This window comes from Leptospira johnsonii (assembly GCF_003112675.1).
In the GTDB taxonomy this organism is placed as follows: Bacteria; Spirochaetota; Leptospiria; order Leptospirales; family Leptospiraceae; genus Leptospira_B; species Leptospira_B johnsonii.
On record NZ_BFAY01000011.1, the window covers coordinates 384967 to 403134 of the forward strand.

Below are 18168 nucleotides of genomic sequence, written 5' to 3' on the forward strand. Positions count from 1 at the left end.
TCGATCGGTTTTAAAATAAAAAAGGGACTCTTTTCGGAGTCCCCTCGTTAAACCTGTTCGCGGTCTCATGCAACCGCGAACCATTCTGATTAAAAGATTCTTACCAGCGATAGTGGCTGAATGCTTTGTTTGCATCTGCCATTTTGCGGATATCTTCTTTCTTCTTGATTGCTGCTCCGGTGCCTTTTTGAGCCTCGATAAATTCTGCAGCAAGCTTGTTAGCCATTCCTTTCTCGTTTCTATCTCTAGAATAACGGATCAACCATCTGATTCCAAGAGCTAAACGTCTTTCAGGACGAACTTCGATCGGAACTTGGTAAGTCACACCACCCACGCGGCGGGATTTAACTTCCACCTGAGGTTTAACGTTTTCTAATGCTTCTTTAAAAGTAACATAAGGATCGTTTCCGGTCTTTTTTTGGATCAGATCCAGAGCATCATAAAATAAAGATTCTGCTACGGATTTTTTTCCGTCCAACATCAAGCAGTTGATAAACTTCGCGATGTTTGCATCTCCATAAACCGAATCCGGTTGGATCTTGCGTGGTTCTACTTTTCCTCTTCTTCTAGACATTCCTAATAACTCCCTTACGCCTTAGGTTTTTTCGTTCCGTATTTAGAACGACTCTTACGACGTTTGTCGATACCGAGAGTATCCAAGGTACCACGGATAATATGATAACGAACCCCTGGAAGGTCTTTTACCCTTCCCCCGCGGATCAGAACAACGTTGTGCTCTTGCAGGTTATGTCCCTCACCGGGAATATAAGCGGTCACTTCGATACCGGTTGTTAAACGAACCCTTGCGACTTTTCTTAAAGCCGAGTTCGGTTTTTTCGGTGTGAAGGTAGTCACCTTCGTGCAAACTCCCCGACGTTGGGGGGAACTTTTTAATGCAGGAGATTTAGATTTGTTAACCTGTTTCTTCCTGCCATGACGTATAAGTTGGCTAATTGTAGGCATGAGTTTCTTCTTTTTAGCAGGCCGGTGACCTATTTTACCAGTTCTACCGACCCTGCTCTATTGTAAAGCTTTCCTTTAATTCTCGTTGTCTTCCGGTATGGCCATCGGAATTTCTTCCTCTTCCACTTCCAGAGGACGATCTAGATCCCCGTAAGTTTCTTTAAACACCGCGACGTCGCGATATTTTCTCATTCCGGTTCCAGCAGGGATCATGTGACCGATGATTACGTTCTCTTTAAGTCCCGCTAAGTTATCGGTCTTTCCTTTGATTGCAGCGTCAGTTAGCACCTTGGTTGTTTCCTGGAAGGAAGCAGCCGAGAAGAACGACTCTGTATTCAAAGATGCTTTCGTTAAACCTAATAGGATCGGAACGCATTGCGCAGGAGATCCACCTTCTGCAATTACCCTTCTGTTTTCTTCCATGAAAACAAAACGGTCAACTTGCTGTTGGTTTACGAAAGAAGTATCTCCGGAATCGGTGATTAAAACTTTACGCATCATCTGACGAACGACTACTTCGATATGCTTATCGTTGATATGCACCCCTTGTAGTCTGTAAACCTCTTGGACCTCTTGCACTAAATATACTTGGAGTGCAGTAACACCCTTTACTCTCAAGATATCGTGTGGATCCAGGTTTCCGTCGTCTAACTGGTCTCCTCGTTTAACGAAGTCCCCGTGACGAACGCGTAATTGTTTTCCGATCGGAATAGTTACTTTTACTTTATCCAGTTCTTCGTTGTCCGGAACGATATAGAGAACTCGTTTTTCTTTTACGATCTCTCCGTTATCTTCAATCTTACCGTCGGTTTCCGCAAGAGTAGTCGCGTCTTTTGGACGACGAGCTTCGAAAAGTTCGTCTACCCTTGGAAGACCACCGGTAATATCCCGGGTCTTTTCGGCAACGGTTGGGATTTTGAAGAGAATATCTCCTGCTTTTACTTTATCCCCATTTTGAATGGAGATGATCGCATCAACAGGTACCAGATATTCTTCTTTGCTTCCTCCGGAAGTCACAACGACTCTCGGAACTAGCTTCTCACGACGTTGCTCTATCACTTTATAATTAACGTTAGAGGTTTTAACGTCCTCGTCCCTACGAACGTTCTTACCGACTTCCAGATCCACCCAAGAGGCGATTCCTTCAATTTCAGTAACACCGATCTCGTTGAACGGGTCGAATTCTCCTAATGCTTGGTTTGCTTCAGTGATCTGTCCGACTTTTACGTTCAGAGTGGTAGAAGTTTTTACAGGAACAACCGCTTCTTCTCCCAGAATTCTGAAGAGTCCGTCTGCGATCTTTACTGTTCCTGGAGCTTCGGAAGTTACGTTCTCTCCGGAAGCAAGAGTTGCAACCAACTCTCCTTTATCCACTTTCTGTCCGTTTTCAACTCTAAGGTTGGTTAGGTCGGAAGAATTGAACTGTTGGATCAATCTTTGTACTACGATGGATCCACGACGAGAGAAGATCAAACCTCTATCAGTAGTTTGTAAAGTTCTACCGTTGATAGAATTTACGATCGCGCGATATCCTACCTTGTGTTCCTTCTCTTGTACTTTTGCGGAAGCTGCACCACCGATGTGGAATGTTCTCATTGTAAGCTGAGTTCCAGGCTGACCGATTGACTGAGCTGCGATGGTTCCTACTGCTTCTCCGATCTCCGCAGGAGTCAGACGAGCCATATCCATTCCGTAACATTTAATACAGATTCCCCAACGAGCTTCGCAGGTTAAAGGAGAACGAACTTTGATTTTTTCGTAACCAAGGTTCTCCAGTTTTTGTCCTACTTCTCTTGTGATCAAAGATCCTTTAGGGTAAACCACACTTTCAGTAACCGGGTCAACGATGTCCTCAGAAGTGTAACGTCCGAATACACGGTCGCTTAGAGAAACGATAACGTTCTCTCCTTCTTTTACGGTTCCAAGAGTAATACACTCTTCCGTTCCGCAATCTTCCTCTGCAACGATAACGTCTTGGGAAATATCCACCAAACGACGAGTCAGGTAACCCGCGTCCGCAGTTTTTAACGCGGTATCCGCAAGACCTTTACGTGCACCGTGAGTGGAGATAAAGAATTCAAGAACGCTTAACCCCTCGCGGAAGTTAGAACGGATCGCTAATTCGATGATCTCACCGGAAGGTTTCGCCATCAAACCGCGCATACCAGCCAACTGACGGATCTGTTGTTTAGATCCACGAGCTCCGGAAGCAGCCATAATGAAGACAGGGTTATATCCGCCCTTGTCTTTTTCCAATTCTTTGAACATGGAATCAGTGATGAGGTCGTTGGTCTTAGTCCAGATCTCGATCACTTTTTTCTTACGTTCTTCGTTGGTGATAATACCTTTACGATATTCTCCGTCGGCTCTTTCTACTTCTTTGTTAGCATCGCCAACTAAAGTAACTTTACCCGGAGACACTCTAATGTCTTCGATGGAGATAGTCGGGCTGAAGATTGTTGCATAACGATATCCTAATTTCTTAATATCGTCCAACATTAGAACGGTTTGAGCCGGTCCGTATTTCTCATAAACTTCCGCAATGATCCTGTTGGTCTCTTTATCAGAGAGCGCACGGTTCACATAAGGATATCCTTCCGGAAGAACCGTATTGAAGATCAAACGACCTGCAGTTGTCTCCAGAATCTTTCCTTGGTGAAGAACGGAAATTTTAGTTCTATACTCGATTACCCCTCTATCGATCGCGTAAGTAACCTCGTCCAGGTTCGCGAATGATTTAAGAGGAACTCCTGCTTCGGTTGGAAGTTCAGAAGTTAGATAATAAATTCCGAGTACGATATCCTGAGTAGGTCCGCAGATCGGGTGACCGTTCGCAGGGTTCAGGATATTGTGAGGAGAAAGCATGAGCATCCATACTTCCAACTGAGCTTTTGGAGTCAGTGGAACGTGGATCGCCATCTGGTCCCCGTCAAAGTCAGCGTTGAATGCATGACATACAAGAGGGTGAAGTTTGATCGCTTTTCCTTCTACAAGGACCGGAAGGAATGCTTGGATCCCTAAACGGTGAAGAGTAGGAGCACGGTTCAACATGACCGGGTGCTCTTTCACTACTGTTTCCAGAACGTCGAAAACTTCTTTCTCTTCCGCTTCTACTTTTTTCTTAGCGGATTTGATGTTTGGAGCCAGGTCCAGATCCACCAAACGTTTCATTATAAAAGGCTTAAATAGTTCGAGAGCCATCTTCTTAGGAAGACCCATCTCATGGTATTTCAGCTCTGGGCCGACTACGATCACGGAACGACCGGAGTAGTCCACACGCTTACCGAGTAGGTTTTGGCGGAAACGTCCCTGCTTTCCTTTCAACATGTCTGAAATGGATTTTAGAGGTCTGTTCCCCTTACCTTTTACGGTACGTTTGCGGCGGCTATTATCGAATAACGCGTCAACCGCTTCTTGGAGCATACGTTTTTCGTTACGAACGATGATCTCAGGAGCTTTTAACGCGAGAAGGCGTTTTAGACGGTTGTTTCTGTTGATAACACGACGATATAAGTCGTTCAAGTCGGAGGTAGCAAAACGTCCACCTTCCAACTGAACCATTGGACGAAGTTCAGGTGGAATGACCGGAACCACGTCTAGAACCATCCATTCAGGACGGTTTCCTGAATCGCGGAAAGCTTCTAATACTTCCAAACGTTTCAGAATTCTTTTATCGGAAATCTTTTCTTTTTCTTGGATCTTTTGGCGAATGATACGAGCTTCTGCGTCAACGTCGATACGAGAAAGGAGTTCTTTGATCGCATCAGCACCGATACCTGCAACAAACTTGTCGCCGTATTCGTCTAGGTAAGCGTGATATTCTTCTTCGTCGATAAGTTCACCACGATTTCTTCCGGTATCAGCCGGATCGATGATCACGTATTTTTCGAAATAAAGAACGCTCTTGAGCTGATTGATGGTCATGTCCAAGAGAAGTCCCATTCTGGAAGGAACGGAACGATAGTACCAGATATGAGAAACCGGTGCTGCGAGTTCGATATGACCCATACGCTCACGACGAACTTTGGAGTGAGTTACCTCAACGCCACATTTGTCGCAAACCACACCCTTGTAACGGATGGACTTGAATTTTCCGCAGTAACATTCCCAGTCCTTAGTAGTTCCGAAAATTTTCTCACAGAAAAGACCGTCTCTCTCGGGCTTCAGAGTACGGTAGTTGATTGTCTCAGGTTTTTTTACTTCTCCGTAAGACCATTCTTTGATCCTTTCCGGAGACGCTAATCTGATTGTTATTGATTCAAAATCGTTATTGGATCTCATGCTACCTTTCTTCCCTTAGGCGTTCTCGATCGTTTCGAACTTAATCTTCTTCTTGCTCTTGGAATATTCGTCTTCGTAGTCGGAGATATCAACGCTGTTACCTTCCGAGTCGGTGATGACGATATCCAATGCAAGACCCCTGAGTTCCTGCACCAATACGTTGAAGGATTCCGGAATTCCAGGTTTAATGGAATGGATCCCTTTAACGATAGCTTCATAGATTCTTGCTCTTCCGAGCATATCGTCCGACTTGATGGTAAGAAGTTCCTGAAGAGTATGAGAAGCGCCGTAAGCTTCGAGAGCCCAGACCTCCATCTCTCCCAAACGCTGACCACCGAATTGAGCCTTTCCTCCCAGAGGTTGTTGAGTAACCAAGGAGTAAGGTCCGGTAGAACGAGCGTGTATCTTATCGTCCACCAAGTGAGCGAGTTTCAACATGTAGATGTAACCGCAGAATACCTCATTCATGAAAGGTAAACCGGTACGTCCGTCGTATAATTTGAATTTAGAGCTGAGAGGAAGATTTGCTTCTTTGCAATACTTCTCTACGTCCGCTTCTGTAGCTCCGTCGAACACAGGAGTTTCGAAATTGATACCCAGTTTGCTTGCAGCAAGTCCGAGCTGAGTTTCGAAGATCTGTCCCAAGTTCATACGAGAAGGAACACCTAACGGGTTCAGAACGATATCCATTGGAGTACCGTCTTCCATGTAAGGCATGTCTTCTTCTGCCATGATACGTGCAACGACACCCTTGTTACCGTGGCGTCCTGCCATTTTATCTCCGACCAGAAGTTTACGTTTACGAGCTACGAAAACTTTCACCATTTCTTCTACGCCAGCAGGAAGTTCATCCCCCTTCTCGCGTGAGAAACGTTTGATATCGATTACAGTTCCTTCGAAACCGTTCGGCATACGAAGAGAAGAATCTCTTACTTCCTTCGCTTTTTCACCGAAGATGGAGTGAAGAAGTTTGTATTCCGGAGTCAGGTCTGTTTCGCCTTTCGGAGTCACCATACCAACCAGGATATCTCCCGGTTTTACTTCTGCACCGATACGGATTACACCTGTCTCATCCAGATCACGGAAAGCTTTGTCCGAAAGATTCGGAATATCTCTTGTGATCTGTTCTTGTCCAAGCTTGGTCTCTCTTGCTTGGATCTCGAATTCTTCTATATGGATAGAAGAGAAAATATCGTCTTTTACAACTTTTTCGGAGATTAGGATCGCATCCTCGAAATTGTAACCTTCCCAAGGCATGAAAGCCACAAGAACGTTACGTCCGAGCGCGAGAGTTCCATTATCTACCGCAGGGCCGTCTGCAAGAACAGTTCCCTTTTGTAGAATGTTCCCGTTCTCATCCATTCTTTCACCGGAAACGATCTGACCTGCGATAGTAGTTCCTCTACGAACTTCTTCGCCGTTAGAAACGATCGGTTGGTATTGTTTGTTTCCTGAGATCAGATTGTATTCACGAACACTTCCGTTGTCCGCAGTTACTTCTATCTTTTCTTTTCCGACTTTAGTAACTTTACCGTCGATCTCTGAGTGAACCACTCCAACTACCGGAGTTTGGTTGAAACAAGTACCTTGGTTGGTTTTCTTAAATTTAGTAAGATCGTAAGTGTCGGATTCTTTTCCGCCCTTGCGCTCGATTACTACCTTCTCCGCATCAACGTATGTAACCACACCGTCTTGTTTAGAGATGATACAAATACGAGAATCGTAAGCCGCGCGAGTTTCCATTCCTGTTCCCACGAAAGGAGCTTCTTGGCGAAGAAGAGGAACCGCCTGACGTTGCATGTTAGAACCCATGAGCGCACGGTTTGCGTCATCATGCTCTAAGAATGGGATCAACGCAGTAGAAACGGATACAACCTGCATTGGAGCTAAGTCCATGTATTGGATCTCGTTCGGGTTGCGGAAAGGGTAATCCGATCTGTGACGAGTAGAGATCAGTTTATTCTTAAACTCTCCCTTCTCATCCACAGGAGAAGAAGATACCGCGATAGAATGATATTCTTCCTTATCCGCGGTTAAGTATTCTATGTTATTGGATACCTTGCTGTTTTTTACTACTCTGTAAGGAGTTTCCAAGAATCCGTAATCGTTCACTCTCGCATAAGAAGACATGGAGAGGATCAAACCGATATTCGGACCTTCAGGAGTTTCGATCGGACACATACGGCCATAGTGGCTGTAGTGAACGTCACGTACTTCGAATCCTGCTCTATCTCTGGAAAGACCTCCAGGTCCTAAAGCGTTCAAACGACGTTTGTGAGTGAGTTCTGCCAGAGGGTTTGTCTGGTCCATAAACTGAGACAATTGGCTGGATCCGAAGAACTCATTGATAACTGCAGTGATCGGCTTAATGGAGATCAGGAGTTGTGGTGTTTGAGTTCCAACTTCTTGAACGGTCATTCTTTCTTTGATCACTCTTTCTACACGAGTGAAACCTACTTTAAGTTGGTTTGCGATCAACTCACCAACGGAACGGATACGACGGTTCCCTAAGTGGTCGATATCGTCCGGATAGTAGTTCTCAGTTTCGGAGATCAAGTTGAGAAGATAACGTACAGTCTCTATGATATCTGCAGGTCTCAGAACTCTTTCACGAGCGCTTGTGAATTCTTTCGGGTTATTGAATTCGAATTTGCTATTGATCTTATAACGACCTACATCGCCCAGATCAAAAGATTTAGGAGAGAAGAATAAACGATTCAGTTCTGCTTCTGCGTTCTCGATCGTAGAAGGCTCGCCCTGTCTCATGATGCCGTGGAATTTTAGGACTGCGTCTTCGTAATCGTTGACCCCGTCTTTTTCCAAACAATTGACTAGAACAGGATTATCCTTGTCTTTAGGATATTCTACAAGTTCGACTTCCTTGACCTTCATCTCTTTCAAGATGGAGATATTATCCTCGTTGATCTTGGAACCGGCATCGAGCATAACCTCTCCGGTTTCCATGTTGATCACATCCGCGATCACTCTGCGTCCGATCAGACGTTTGAGTTCTTTCGTGGAAGCTCCTCCGATCTTTGCTTTGGAGGATTTATAAAAAAGACGCAAAATCTCTTCGTTTGTTCCGTGTCCAAGAGACTTAACAAGAAGAGTTGCAGGGAATTTTTTCTTACGGTCGATCTTTGCGACCAAGATTCCCTTATTGTCCATTTCGAATTCCAACCAGGATCCACGATAAGGGATCACTCTGGCGGAGTAAGTATCTCTTTCTTCATCATAGGAGAAGAAGATACCTGGAGAACGGTGAAGCTGAGAAACTACAACACGCTCAGCTCCATTAATGATAAAAGTTCCCTGCTCGGTCATTACAGGAAGATCGCCCATGTAAACGACCTGTTCGCGGATCTCTCCGGTTTCTTTGATAATAAGTCGAATGACCGCTTTTAAAGGAAGAGCGAAAGTAGCATCGGTATCTTTACATTCTTGAGGAGATTTTTTAGCCTCTCCTAAGACATAGTGACTGTATTCCATCACCATATCGTTGTTCGGGCTTTCAATAGGGAAGGTTTCTCTAAAAACCGCTTCTAGTCCCTGATTTTTTCTTTTGGTGGGATCCTTAACTTCGGATTGAAGAAACCAATCGAATGACTTCTTCTGAATCTGAATCAAGTTAGGTAGGTAATCCAAATTGGTGATCTTACCGAAGTTTACCCGTTTTCTCTCTACTTGACCGTACATTCGTGTGCTCCCTGGGGTGATGGAAAATTATAACTGCGCGAAAAAATGCAATAAGGCAAGGAAGTCCCGCTGGCCTCCTTGCCTGAGTGAAAGGATTGTAATCAGATATCGAGGAGACAAAGCCTCGGCTCCTGATTAGACAGCCTTAAGTTCGATTTGAGCTCCGACAGCTTCTAATTTCTTTTTGATGTCGTCAGCTTCTGCTTTCGCAACGCCTTCTTTAACAGACTTTCCGCCAGCTTCTACCAAGTCTTTTGCTTCTTTCAAGCCAAGACCGGTGATCTCGCGAACAACCTTGATAACTTCGATTTTTTTATCGCCGAAACCTTTCAATACAACGTTGAAGGAAGCAGGCTCTTCTGCTGCCGCTGCTCCGCCACCTGCTGGTGCCGCTGCAGCTACTGCTACTGGAGCCGCTGCGGAAATTCCGAACTTCTCCTCCATTTTCTTAACTAGGTCGGCTGCTTCCACAAGGGTAAGTTTGCCGAGTTGCTCTAATAACGCTTCAGTGGTAGACATTTTGTGCTCCTTTGATTCCGTTTGGTCCTTTAAACTACTTACTAAAATTGGTTCTTACTGATTGTTCTTCTCTGCGACTGCTTGGATAGCTCTTGCAAGTCCTGCGATAATTTGGTTCAGACCAGAAGCGATGCTTCTTGCCGGACCGTTGATACCGCCTGCGATTTGAGCCAAGAGTTGCTCTCTTGACGGAAGACCTGCGATTGCTTCCACATCTTCTGCGTTCAGAACAGATCCGTCTAAATAACCCGCTTTCAGAATAAGATTCTTATTCGTCTTAGCGTATTCTTTTAGGATTTTGGCTGCGCTTGGAAGATTTGCATCCGCAAAAATCGCCGCTAGAGGTCCTTGGTATTCGGATCCAAAGGCGATGTTCTTATCCTTATGCTTCTCGGATTCTTTCAGTGCCAGTAGAAAGAGATTGTTCTTGATCACTTTCATCTCGGAACCTTCTTTACGAAGTTTCGCGCGAAGATTAGTGATCTCTTCTACTGTGAGTCCGCTGTAGCTGGCTAGGATAAAGTCGCTACGTTTTTCTAATCTGCCTTTTAATTCGGCAACTGCTTCAATTTTTTCCTGGCTGGGCATTGTTCCTACTCCCGTCTACTACATCCTAAATGGATGTGTTGACCAGTTCCTTAATGTCTACTTTCACACCGGCACCCATAGTTGGGGAAACGGAGAAAGTTTTCAGATAATCACCCTTTGCATCGGAAGGTTTGTCCCGGAGAAGAGTTTGAACTACCGTACGAATGTTCTCAACGAGTTTGGTTTGATCGAAACTGACCTTACCTACTCCTAAGTGAACGACTCCACCTTTGTCCGGACGATATTCGATACGTCCTGATTTCAGCTCGCCAACCGCTTTCGCAACATCGTTAGTCACTGTTCCAGCCTTAGGCTTAGGCATTAAACCTTTACGTCCTAAGATCGGTCCAAGCTTACCTACTTCCTTCATCATGTCGGGAGTAGCAACGCAAGCGTCGAAGTCGGTCCAACCGCCGGCTACTTTCTCGATCAGATCCATATCGCCCACGAATTCCGCACCTGCGTTTTTCGCGTCGTTCTGTTTGTCTCCTTTGCAGAAAACAAGGACCCGAACCAGTTTACCGGTCCCATGAGGAAGAGAAATAGTCCCCCTCACGTTTTGGAGAGATTTATAATTTACTTTCGTAGAGATTTCTATCGTTCCGTCGAACTTAGAGTAAGAAGTAGCTTGAGCTAATTCTACAGCTTTCTCGATCGGATAAACTTTAGTTGCGTCGACTTTCTCTTTAGCCGCGCGATATTTTTTTCCGCGTTTCATGAATTAACCCTCTACCGTAACGCCCATAGAACGACAAGTTCCGGCGATAATTTGAACAGCTGCGTCCACATCATTCGCGTTTAAGTCTTCCATTTTGGTTTTAGCAATTTCTTCTAATTGCTTACGAGTGATCTTCCCTACCTTAACAGTATGAGGAGTTGCGGAACCAGTCTCTAATCCGATCGCTTTCTTAACAAGAAGAGCTGCCGGAGGGGACTTGGTAATGAATGTAAAACTCCTGTCGGAGAATACTGTGATTACAACGGGAAGTTTGTACCCGATCTGGGACTTAGATCTCTCGTTGAACTGCTTGCAGAACTCCATGATGTTCAATCCTGCCTGACCGAGAGCCGGTCCGACTGGAGGAGCAGGGTTGGCCTTACCGGCTTCAACCTGGAGCTTAATCTGCTTTACTACTTTTTTTGCTGCCATTGGCGAAACACCTTATTTGTTTCTCCCGGTTTTCCCACCGGTCAGGGTTCGGTTTTGACCTGCAGATAATCTAATTCCACAGGGGTAGAGCGACCGAAAATCTCTACCTTCACTCTGAGTCTTCCTTTGTCAGGGAAGATCTCATCTACGACTCCGGTAAAATTAGCGAAAGGCCCGTCGATAATCTTCAGGCTATCTCCCACTTTAAACAGTAATCGAGGAGTCACCGGCTCCTCTGATTGGAACTCTCCGGTTTCCACGAAAAGATTTTTCACTTCGTCTACGGAAAGAGGTTCCGGTCCTCCATCTTTTGATCCCACAAAAGTGGAAACAGAAGGAAGACTTTGGATCATAAAACGAAGGTCCTCGTCCATATCCATCTCAACAAGAACGTAGCCCGGCATAAGTTTTTTCTTAGTGACCTTCTTTTTGCCGTTCTTCATCTCGGCGACTTCCATGGTAGGAATGCGCACTTGAGAAATCTTCTCCTCCAGCTTGCGCTGTTGGATCAGCTTTTCCAGATTCTTCTGGACCTTATTCTCGTGACCGGAATAAGTCTGTAACGCATACCATTTCAAATCAGCCATCATAATCACACTTAATCCTACGTTCTTACAGATTCCAGAATCCGGTAAGAAGCTTCACAAACGCAGTATCCGAAAAGAATAGGAAGGCAGAGAAAAATAACACCGTAACTAGAACGACGATAGTAGACTGCATAACTTCTTGCCTATTCGGCCATTGAACTTTTTTCAGTTCTTCTCTACATTCTTGTACAAATGCACCAAACTTCACTATAAATCCTTCCTAATCCTCTTAGAACTCGAGGAAAAAACTCCAGGTCTGGAGAGAATCGAACTCCCACCAAGGACTTTGGAGATCCTTGTTCTACCATTAAACTACAGACCTATTCGAACCTTAGCCCTCTACCAGGCTTGAACTGGTGACCCCTTCCTTACCATGGAAGTGCTCTACCGCTGAGCTAAGAGGGCATGTCTATCTACCCGCTCCCGGAAGAGGAGCTAGAAATACACAGTATTTTTACCCAGGGTCCCTGGTCAAGGTTTTAGCAGCTATTCCCTGGTTGCTGGCATTATTTATGCAAGGGAGAGGGATTTTTAGTCCTTCTCCCCTAAGTGCCACTCGACTTTGGTAGGTGCATCGGATCTTATGTGACATAAGAATGCGATTCATTCGGGAAGAAGGATACGTATTTTCTAGATTTTCCCTGCTAAATAGCAAAGTGGAACCGATTTTCCGCAGCGGAATCAATTTTCTGCACACAGGATGAAGCCATGATCTTTTCGGAAAGAAATCCTCTGGCAGGACTAGGAATCGGTTGGATAGACGCACATTTGCTTGCAAGTTGCGTATTAGGAAGAGCAAAATTATATTCTGCAGATCTATCTTTGGCAAAGGCAGCGGAGAAGCTAGGAATCGCAGAAATTACAACATGAACGAGTTCGGGATCCAATCTTATACTTCTTTATTTTTAGTCTTTTCAATCGGACTCGCATTTTTATTTTCTTTGGGAGAAATATTTTCTTCTCCTAGAGGAGAAAAACAAAACTTACTAGCTTTTATTTTTTTCTTAGTGGGGATCTTTCTCACTCATGCATTCTTGCTCACTTGCAAGATGATCATTTACTTCCCGGGTCTATATCTAACACATCTTCCTGTTTCGGGACTCATGGGACCTTTTATAGAACGTTATCTTCTTCTTGCTATGGGGAATACTCCCGAATCTAAAAAAATTTTTTATCTGAAGATGATCCCCGCTCTTGCAATATTTTTATGGATGTCTCCTTTTTATTTTTCAGGCGGACCAGAAAAGATCGAATTACTCAAAAGTCTGCAAACTACGGGCCTTCCCCTATTTTTAAAAATTCCAGTGCTAAGCACAATGGGAGTTATGTTTGCATTTTTATTTTCCACATTCTTTCGTTTATTCTGGGGCTTTAGATTATCGGTCATATACAAAGACCCGAGAATGCTTACAATCTTAGTAGTAAGCATAGCTATTTTAATTATTTTATTATATGGTTTCATATCCGTATTTTTCGGATCCATCAGAGGGTTAGAAGGAGTAGGTTCTCTGATCGGGATCTTTTTATGTGCTTTGTACATTCTACGACAAGGATTTCCTGAATTTTTCTTAGAAGTCCAACGAGTGGTAGAAGAAGAGAAAAAATACAGAGCCTCCCAATTGGGCGGATTGGATTTAGAGGATATTAAACAAAATCTAGAAGACCTATTCCAAAAGGAGAAGGTATTCTTAAAGGAAGATCTGACCCTTGGGTTTTTGGCAGGCAAATTAGAGATCAGCACTCACCAACTTTCAGAATATCTGAACAACGAAATTGGAAAGAATTTTTTCCAATTATTGAATGAATACAGAGTAGAAGAGGCCAAAAAGAAAATAGAATCCGATCCTGCCGAAGTTTTATTGTCTATCGCCTACTCTTCAGGATTCGGCTCCAAATCCGCTTTTAACGAGGTTTTCCGAAAGGAGACCGGATTTACCCCTTCCGAATACAGAAACAAGATCCGCAAAAATAAGTCCAAATAGTCCATTTCGATCGGTCTGGACGTTTATTTTATTCCGTTCCGATCGGGGAGGACGATTTGTTTTTCCATCCGTAGTAAACTGAATGCAGAGATCGGAGGAAAAATGGCAATCAACGCTTGTGATTTCGGTTGGGAATGTGTTCGGAATTTCGGACTCTTCCAACTTTCTATGAACTTTATCAGATACTATCCTTTAGCAGGACTTGCATTCTTTATATTCTGGGTTTGGAAAAAAGGATACTTTGAGAAGTACAGGATCCAGAAAAATTTCCCGAAATGGGAGAAGGTAGTATACGAAATCAAACAATCAGCGGTTACGATGGTGATGTTCAGTTTGGTCGCAGTCGTTTCTTTCAGCCTTCAAAAATTAGGATATCTTCCGAGAGCGCTCTACTTCGATATTTCCGAAAGAGGTTGGGCTTATGCGATCTTAAGTTATATCCTGATCACTGTCTGGCATGAGACCTGGTTCTATTGGGCTCATAGACTTATGCATCACAAAAAAGTCTATACATTCGTGCATGCAATTCATCATAAATCCGTAAACCCTTCTCCTTTAGCTGCTTACAATTTCCATTGGGCAGAAGCTTTTCTAGAAGCAATCTACGTTGTGCCGTTCATCAGTCTAGTTCCGATCCATTTCGGAGTGTTTATATTCCATACATTCTATGCGATGATAATGAATATATGGTGGCATCTTGGCTATGAATTTCTCCCTAAGGGTTGGGCGAGTCATCCGATCACAAAATGGATCAACACTTCTACTCATCATAATCTTCATCACCAAAAATTCCATGGGAATTATAGCCTCTATTTTAATTTTTGGGATAGGATCATGGGAACAAATTTCCCGAATTACGAAACCTATTTTGATGAGGTAACGGAGAGGAAAGAAGTTTACGAAAAAACTCCTGTCGGCTCCGAGATAGGATTTGCGAAGTAGATCTATATAAGTTTTCATAATAGCTCCAGCAGGAAACCGAGAAGACTCGGTTTCCTTTTTTGTATCCTGGCTTTAGAATATAATTCCACTTCCTCCATGACCACCTCCACCGTGGCCTCCTCCACCACCATCTCCGCCTGAACTACCACCGCCCCCTCCTCCTCCGGAACCACCTCTGGAAGTACTAGTGCTTCTTCCTGAAGAAGAGGTTACAGAATGGCAATCGGATTTACAATCATCGCAGATGACTTTGCAAATGAATCCGATCCCAAAAGAATTCTCATTGCTTGCGACCAATAGACAAATGGAAAAGTTTTTATCGCAGTCCCTAACACAGCGATCGTCGTTCATGCAGGATTCCAAAAAGAGAAGAACAAGAACTATCTGAAATGCCGATTTCATTTTTTTGGACCGATATCATAAGGAAGAAGCAATTCTTTGATCAGGATAGATTCCTCCAAACTAGCTTCTGAAAATGCTGTATGCCCTTGTTTACTTTTTATATGGACATTCGCTCCATTCTTCAAAAGAAGTTTCACTATATCCAGATTTCGATTATAAACTGCCATCATAAGCGCTGTATGACCGTCTCTGGTTTTGGCATTGATATCAGCGCCGCTGCGAACTAAAAATTCTGCTATCTCAACTTCCCCTTCTCTTGCAGCGATCATCAAAGGAGTAAAATTCCTGGTAAAAGGATCTCTTGTATCTATGGAATAACCGGATCTCAAACAATTCTGTAAACCGAATAGATCTCCTTTATAAACAAAATCCGAAGGATAAGGACTTCCTCCTCCGCCGGCATATTGAGTGGAGATACAACTCGTTAAAAAAATCGTTAAAAGGAAAAAGCACCCCTTAACGTAAAAAGAAAGAAAGGTGAATTTGGAAGTGAAAAGATTCATAATGATCCCCTTCAACAAGAGGACCAAGTCAGAACAAGAACGTTCCCGATTATGAAAATTTTTGTTAAGTCGGAAATATTTTATTTCTAAAAGAATTAATCGAGAGGTGGAGAATCTGGCATGACGATGAGGATTCGTCCGTCTTCCTCCATTTTTACATTGGAGAGAGACAAAGCTTTTCTATATTCCGAAAAACAGAACTCAAACAGAGAGGATTCTTCTCTGTCTTGTAGTAAGACCCTGCCTTGGTGAACTTGAATCCCTCCGAATAACAATTTTCCGCCGGTAACATAAATATAATTTTTGGAATTTATTTTAGGAGATGGAACCTCCTGTTCTGTAACGAACTCGATATCTAATGCATTTTCATCCAATTTCAGATCTTTGATCTTGCCTTCCACTCCCGGGTCGGGAAAAACTGAAAAGGGCTCAAAAAACACCTTATTTCCGGAAATGACCAAACCTTTTCCCTTAGGAAAACGGACCAAGTCCTCGATGGACACACCGACAGTATTTAAAAGTTCTTTTGTATAAGGATTTAATAATGCTCGAACGGACTCATTCTCCACCAAGATCCTGCCGGATTCAAGATCGAGCTTAACGGTGGCTATTCCCTCAAAGGAAACCCAAACTACAAGTTTGACCTCTCCCGAAATTTTAAGTTTCCAAGTGCCATTATGAAAAATCGGCCTAAGTTTAATTTTACGAAGTGTAGATTCCGGAATCGAGAATAATCTTCCATTCATCAGTTTTTCCAGACTTTCAAAAGAGATCCTGATATTTCCGTTTAGGATCTTGAGGGTAAAAAGGTCCGGCCGATCGAAAGGTAGAATTTCTCCGTTTTTAGGGATAGCCTCCAAAGAAAGGCGATTCGCTTCCACGAAAACATCCTTCTGCCAATAAAACCGAACGTTTTTGAGAACTAATCGAGGTCTGGCGAAATAATGAGAATCTGATACGTTTTCCTTTTCGGAACCAATATCCGAAAAGGGTATATCCATATTTTCTAAACCAAGTCTTCCGGCCCAAAAGGAAAGAAAGGCAGTTAAGGTCAAGTAGACCGCATAGATCCAAGAATTAGAAATTCGGTTTGGTTTCATTTAGCTTTTTTGCCTAAAGGCAATGGGAATTTTTTAGAAGAACCGTTCTTCTTGGCTATTCTTTTCTATAGGAGATAGATGGTTGGAAGTCCAACAAGATCAAGAAGAGAACTTATCTGGTCTTTCTTTTTCTGGAACTTGCCGCTTTTAAGGACTTCTTCTTAGATTTGTGTTCTGATTTATCATCAAATTTGAAGAAGAAGTCCACAGGCTTTTTATAAAGTGTTGCCAGGTTCCAGAATTCGATAACATCGATCCTTCTGTCTCCCGCCTCGACTTTAGAAATGAAAGATTGAGGTGCTTTAAGTGCCTCGGCAACATCCACTTGGGTCAGACCCGCTTCTTCCCGAGCTTTCTTCAGCAACTTTTGGAAAATCTTATATTCTTCGGTGTAGATTGTTTTAGCCAAGCAAAACTAATTCTACTTCCCAATTCAGAATATACCAAATTAGGATATTAGGAAGTAGTCCCACCTAAATATCCCAGGTATTTAGTAATTTGTGTACCTTCTTCTCTTCTATTGAATTTTCAGAAAAAAACCATTGCACTTCTAAGAAATTTTCTTTCGAATTCGACTTGATGACTTATACGAGTCATATCTCATCTTATCTATGCAAAAACCTTTCAATATCGGGTTACTTATCTTTCCGGATCTAACTCCACTGGATTTTGTAGGTCCTTACGAAGTATTTTCCAGAATGAAAAATTCCAAAGTCTACGTAATTGCCGAAACTAAAGAACCAATTCCCTCCGAAAGAGGACTATTCATCCTTCCCGACAGAAACCTGGACGAAAACATAGATTTAGATTTGGTCTTAGTTCCGGGAGGACTCGGTGTCAATCGGCTCATGGAAAATGAAAGGATCCTGAACTGGCTGAGAGAAAAATCAAAAACCTCCAAATACATTTGTTCTGTATGCACCGGCTCTTTGGTCTTAGCAGCAGCCGGTTTATTGAATGGATACAAAGCAACTACACATTGGCTTTCTTTGGACGTGCTAAAACTTTTTCCAAATATCGATGTGAGAGAAGATAGAGTAGTGATCGATCGAGATCGAATTACTGGAGGTGGAGTGACAGCAGGGATCGATTTTGCACTCCAGGTCGTGGCAGAGATCCAAGGGGAAAAAGCCGCCGAAGAAATCCAACTGATGATCGAATACAATCCTGAGCCTCCTTTTTTAAGCGGACATCCTAAATCCGCAAACCCAGATCTGGTTTCAGAAACCAAGACTTCTCGGAAAAAAGCCCAAGATCTTAGAAAAGAGATCGCTATCAGGTCCATTGAGAGACTTTCCTAATCTTGAAACTTATTTCGGCACGGACCATTGGCATTATTACGCTCCTTACGGAGAAGCTTGCAATTTAAATTTCCCCGTTATTAAGGCTCGGGTTCGGAATATTGATTTCCGCGTATATTTTTTGTTAAGAAACATTTCTTTCGGAATAAGTATT

The 18168-nt window shown here is 43.3% G+C and carries 18 protein-coding genes and 2 tRNA genes; 4 read left to right on the forward strand and 16 right to left on the reverse strand.

Annotated elements, in window-relative coordinates; all coding sequences use genetic code 11:
• Positions 1–100 precede the first annotated feature (100 nt).
• The 12 genes from rpsG to LPTSP_RS10725 form a co-directional block, all read right to left on the reverse strand.
• Positions 101–574: a 30S ribosomal protein S7 gene (gene rpsG, locus LPTSP_RS10670; RefSeq protein ID WP_008594381.1), complete on the reverse strand. Its 474-nt coding sequence runs from the start codon at positions 572–574 to the stop codon at positions 101–103.
• A gap of 14 nt (positions 575–588) precedes the next feature.
• Positions 589–963, reverse strand: coding sequence for a 30S ribosomal protein S12 (rpsL, locus tag LPTSP_RS10675; RefSeq protein ID WP_008596375.1), 375 nt, complete (start codon positions 961–963; stop codon positions 589–591).
• 75 nt (positions 964–1038) lie between these two features.
• Positions 1039–5244 carry a DNA-directed RNA polymerase subunit beta' gene (rpoC, locus tag LPTSP_RS10680; RefSeq protein ID WP_108928754.1) on the reverse strand — a complete coding sequence of 1402 codons (4206 nt, stop codon included), beginning with the start codon at positions 5242–5244 and terminating at the stop codon, positions 1039–1041.
• A gap of 15 nt (positions 5245–5259) precedes the next feature.
• Positions 5260–8940 (reverse strand): DNA-directed RNA polymerase subunit beta, encoded by a 3681-nt coding sequence (gene rpoB / locus LPTSP_RS10685; protein ID WP_108928755.1) that lies wholly within the window; start codon positions 8938–8940, stop codon positions 5260–5262.
• A gap of 135 nt (positions 8941–9075) precedes the next feature.
• Entirely contained in the window at positions 9076–9459 is a 384-nt protein-coding gene (gene rplL, locus LPTSP_RS10690) for a 50S ribosomal protein L7/L12 (protein WP_108928756.1), read from the reverse strand.
• A 54-nt stretch (positions 9460–9513) separates the two neighbouring features.
• The gene (rplJ, locus tag LPTSP_RS10695; RefSeq protein WP_020770520.1) at positions 9514–10047 is read right to left on the reverse strand and encodes a 50S ribosomal protein L10; all 534 of its coding nucleotides are present in this window, start codon (positions 10045–10047) and stop codon (positions 9514–9516) included.
• Between the two features lie 25 nt (positions 10048–10072).
• Positions 10073–10765 (reverse strand): 50S ribosomal protein L1, encoded by a 693-nt coding sequence (gene rplA / locus LPTSP_RS10700; protein WP_100769603.1) that lies wholly within the window; start codon positions 10763–10765, stop codon positions 10073–10075.
• Positions 10766–10768: 3 nt separating this feature from the next.
• Positions 10769–11197, reverse strand: a complete 429-nt coding sequence (gene rplK / locus LPTSP_RS10705; RefSeq protein ID WP_108928757.1) for a 50S ribosomal protein L11 — start codon at positions 11195–11197, stop codon at positions 10769–10771.
• A gap of 41 nt (positions 11198–11238) precedes the next feature.
• A complete protein-coding gene (nusG, locus tag LPTSP_RS10710) occupies positions 11239–11784 on the reverse strand; it encodes a transcription termination/antitermination protein NusG (protein WP_086448613.1) in 546 nt (181 codons plus the stop codon).
• A 25-nt stretch (positions 11785–11809) separates the two neighbouring features.
• Positions 11810–11992 carry a preprotein translocase subunit SecE gene (gene secE / locus LPTSP_RS10715; protein ID WP_108928758.1) on the reverse strand — a complete coding sequence of 61 codons (183 nt, stop codon included), beginning with the start codon at positions 11990–11992 and terminating at the stop codon, positions 11810–11812.
• A gap of 43 nt (positions 11993–12035) precedes the next feature.
• A tRNA-Trp gene (locus tag LPTSP_RS10720) sits at positions 12036–12106 on the reverse strand.
• Between the two features lie 11 nt (positions 12107–12117).
• Positions 12118–12189, reverse strand: a tRNA-Thr gene (locus tag LPTSP_RS10725).
• A gap of 303 nt (positions 12190–12492) precedes the next feature.
• On the opposite strand from LPTSP_RS10725, the gene LPTSP_RS10730 reads away from it, so the two are divergent.
• The 3 genes from LPTSP_RS10730 (at position 12493) to LPTSP_RS10740 (ending at position 14708) form a co-directional block, all read left to right on the forward strand.
• The gene (locus LPTSP_RS10730) at positions 12493–12654 is read left to right on the forward strand and encodes a hypothetical protein (protein ID WP_245915549.1); all 162 of its coding nucleotides are present in this window, start codon (positions 12493–12495) and stop codon (positions 12652–12654) included.
• The gene (locus LPTSP_RS10735) at positions 12651–13766 is read left to right on the forward strand and encodes a helix-turn-helix domain-containing protein (RefSeq protein WP_108928759.1); all 1116 of its coding nucleotides are present in this window, start codon (positions 12651–12653) and stop codon (positions 13764–13766) included. The genes LPTSP_RS10730 and LPTSP_RS10735 overlap by 4 nt, the downstream gene beginning before the upstream one ends.
• A gap of 102 nt (positions 13767–13868) precedes the next feature.
• A complete protein-coding gene (locus LPTSP_RS10740) occupies positions 13869–14708 on the forward strand; it encodes a sterol desaturase family protein (protein ID WP_108928760.1) in 840 nt (279 codons plus the stop codon).
• A 72-nt stretch (positions 14709–14780) separates the two neighbouring features.
• Here LPTSP_RS10740 and LPTSP_RS19220 read toward each other — a convergent pair whose 3' ends face one another.
• The 4 genes from LPTSP_RS19220 to LPTSP_RS10760 all read right to left on the reverse strand — a co-directional run bounded on the left by LPTSP_RS19220 (position 14781) and on the right by LPTSP_RS10760 (position 17122).
• Positions 14781–15059, reverse strand: a complete 279-nt coding sequence (locus tag LPTSP_RS19220; RefSeq protein ID WP_245915550.1) for a hypothetical protein — start codon at positions 15057–15059, stop codon at positions 14781–14783.
• A gap of 47 nt (positions 15060–15106) precedes the next feature.
• Positions 15107–15613 carry an ankyrin repeat domain-containing protein gene (locus LPTSP_RS10750; protein ID WP_108928761.1) on the reverse strand — a complete coding sequence of 169 codons (507 nt, stop codon included), beginning with the start codon at positions 15611–15613 and terminating at the stop codon, positions 15107–15109.
• Between the two features lie 95 nt (positions 15614–15708).
• Positions 15709–16713 (reverse strand): hypothetical protein, encoded by a 1005-nt coding sequence (locus LPTSP_RS10755; protein WP_108928762.1) that lies wholly within the window; start codon positions 16711–16713, stop codon positions 15709–15711.
• Between the two features lie 112 nt (positions 16714–16825).
• The gene (locus LPTSP_RS10760; protein ID WP_108928763.1) at positions 16826–17122 is read right to left on the reverse strand and encodes a helix-turn-helix domain-containing protein; all 297 of its coding nucleotides are present in this window, start codon (positions 17120–17122) and stop codon (positions 16826–16828) included.
• A gap of 202 nt (positions 17123–17324) precedes the next feature.
• On the opposite strand from LPTSP_RS10760, the gene LPTSP_RS10765 reads away from it, so the two are divergent.
• Complete coding sequence (locus tag LPTSP_RS10765; protein WP_108928764.1) at positions 17325–18014, forward strand: DJ-1/PfpI family protein; 690 nt, start codon at positions 17325–17327, stop codon at positions 18012–18014.
• Positions 18015–18168: the final 154 nt, after the last annotated feature.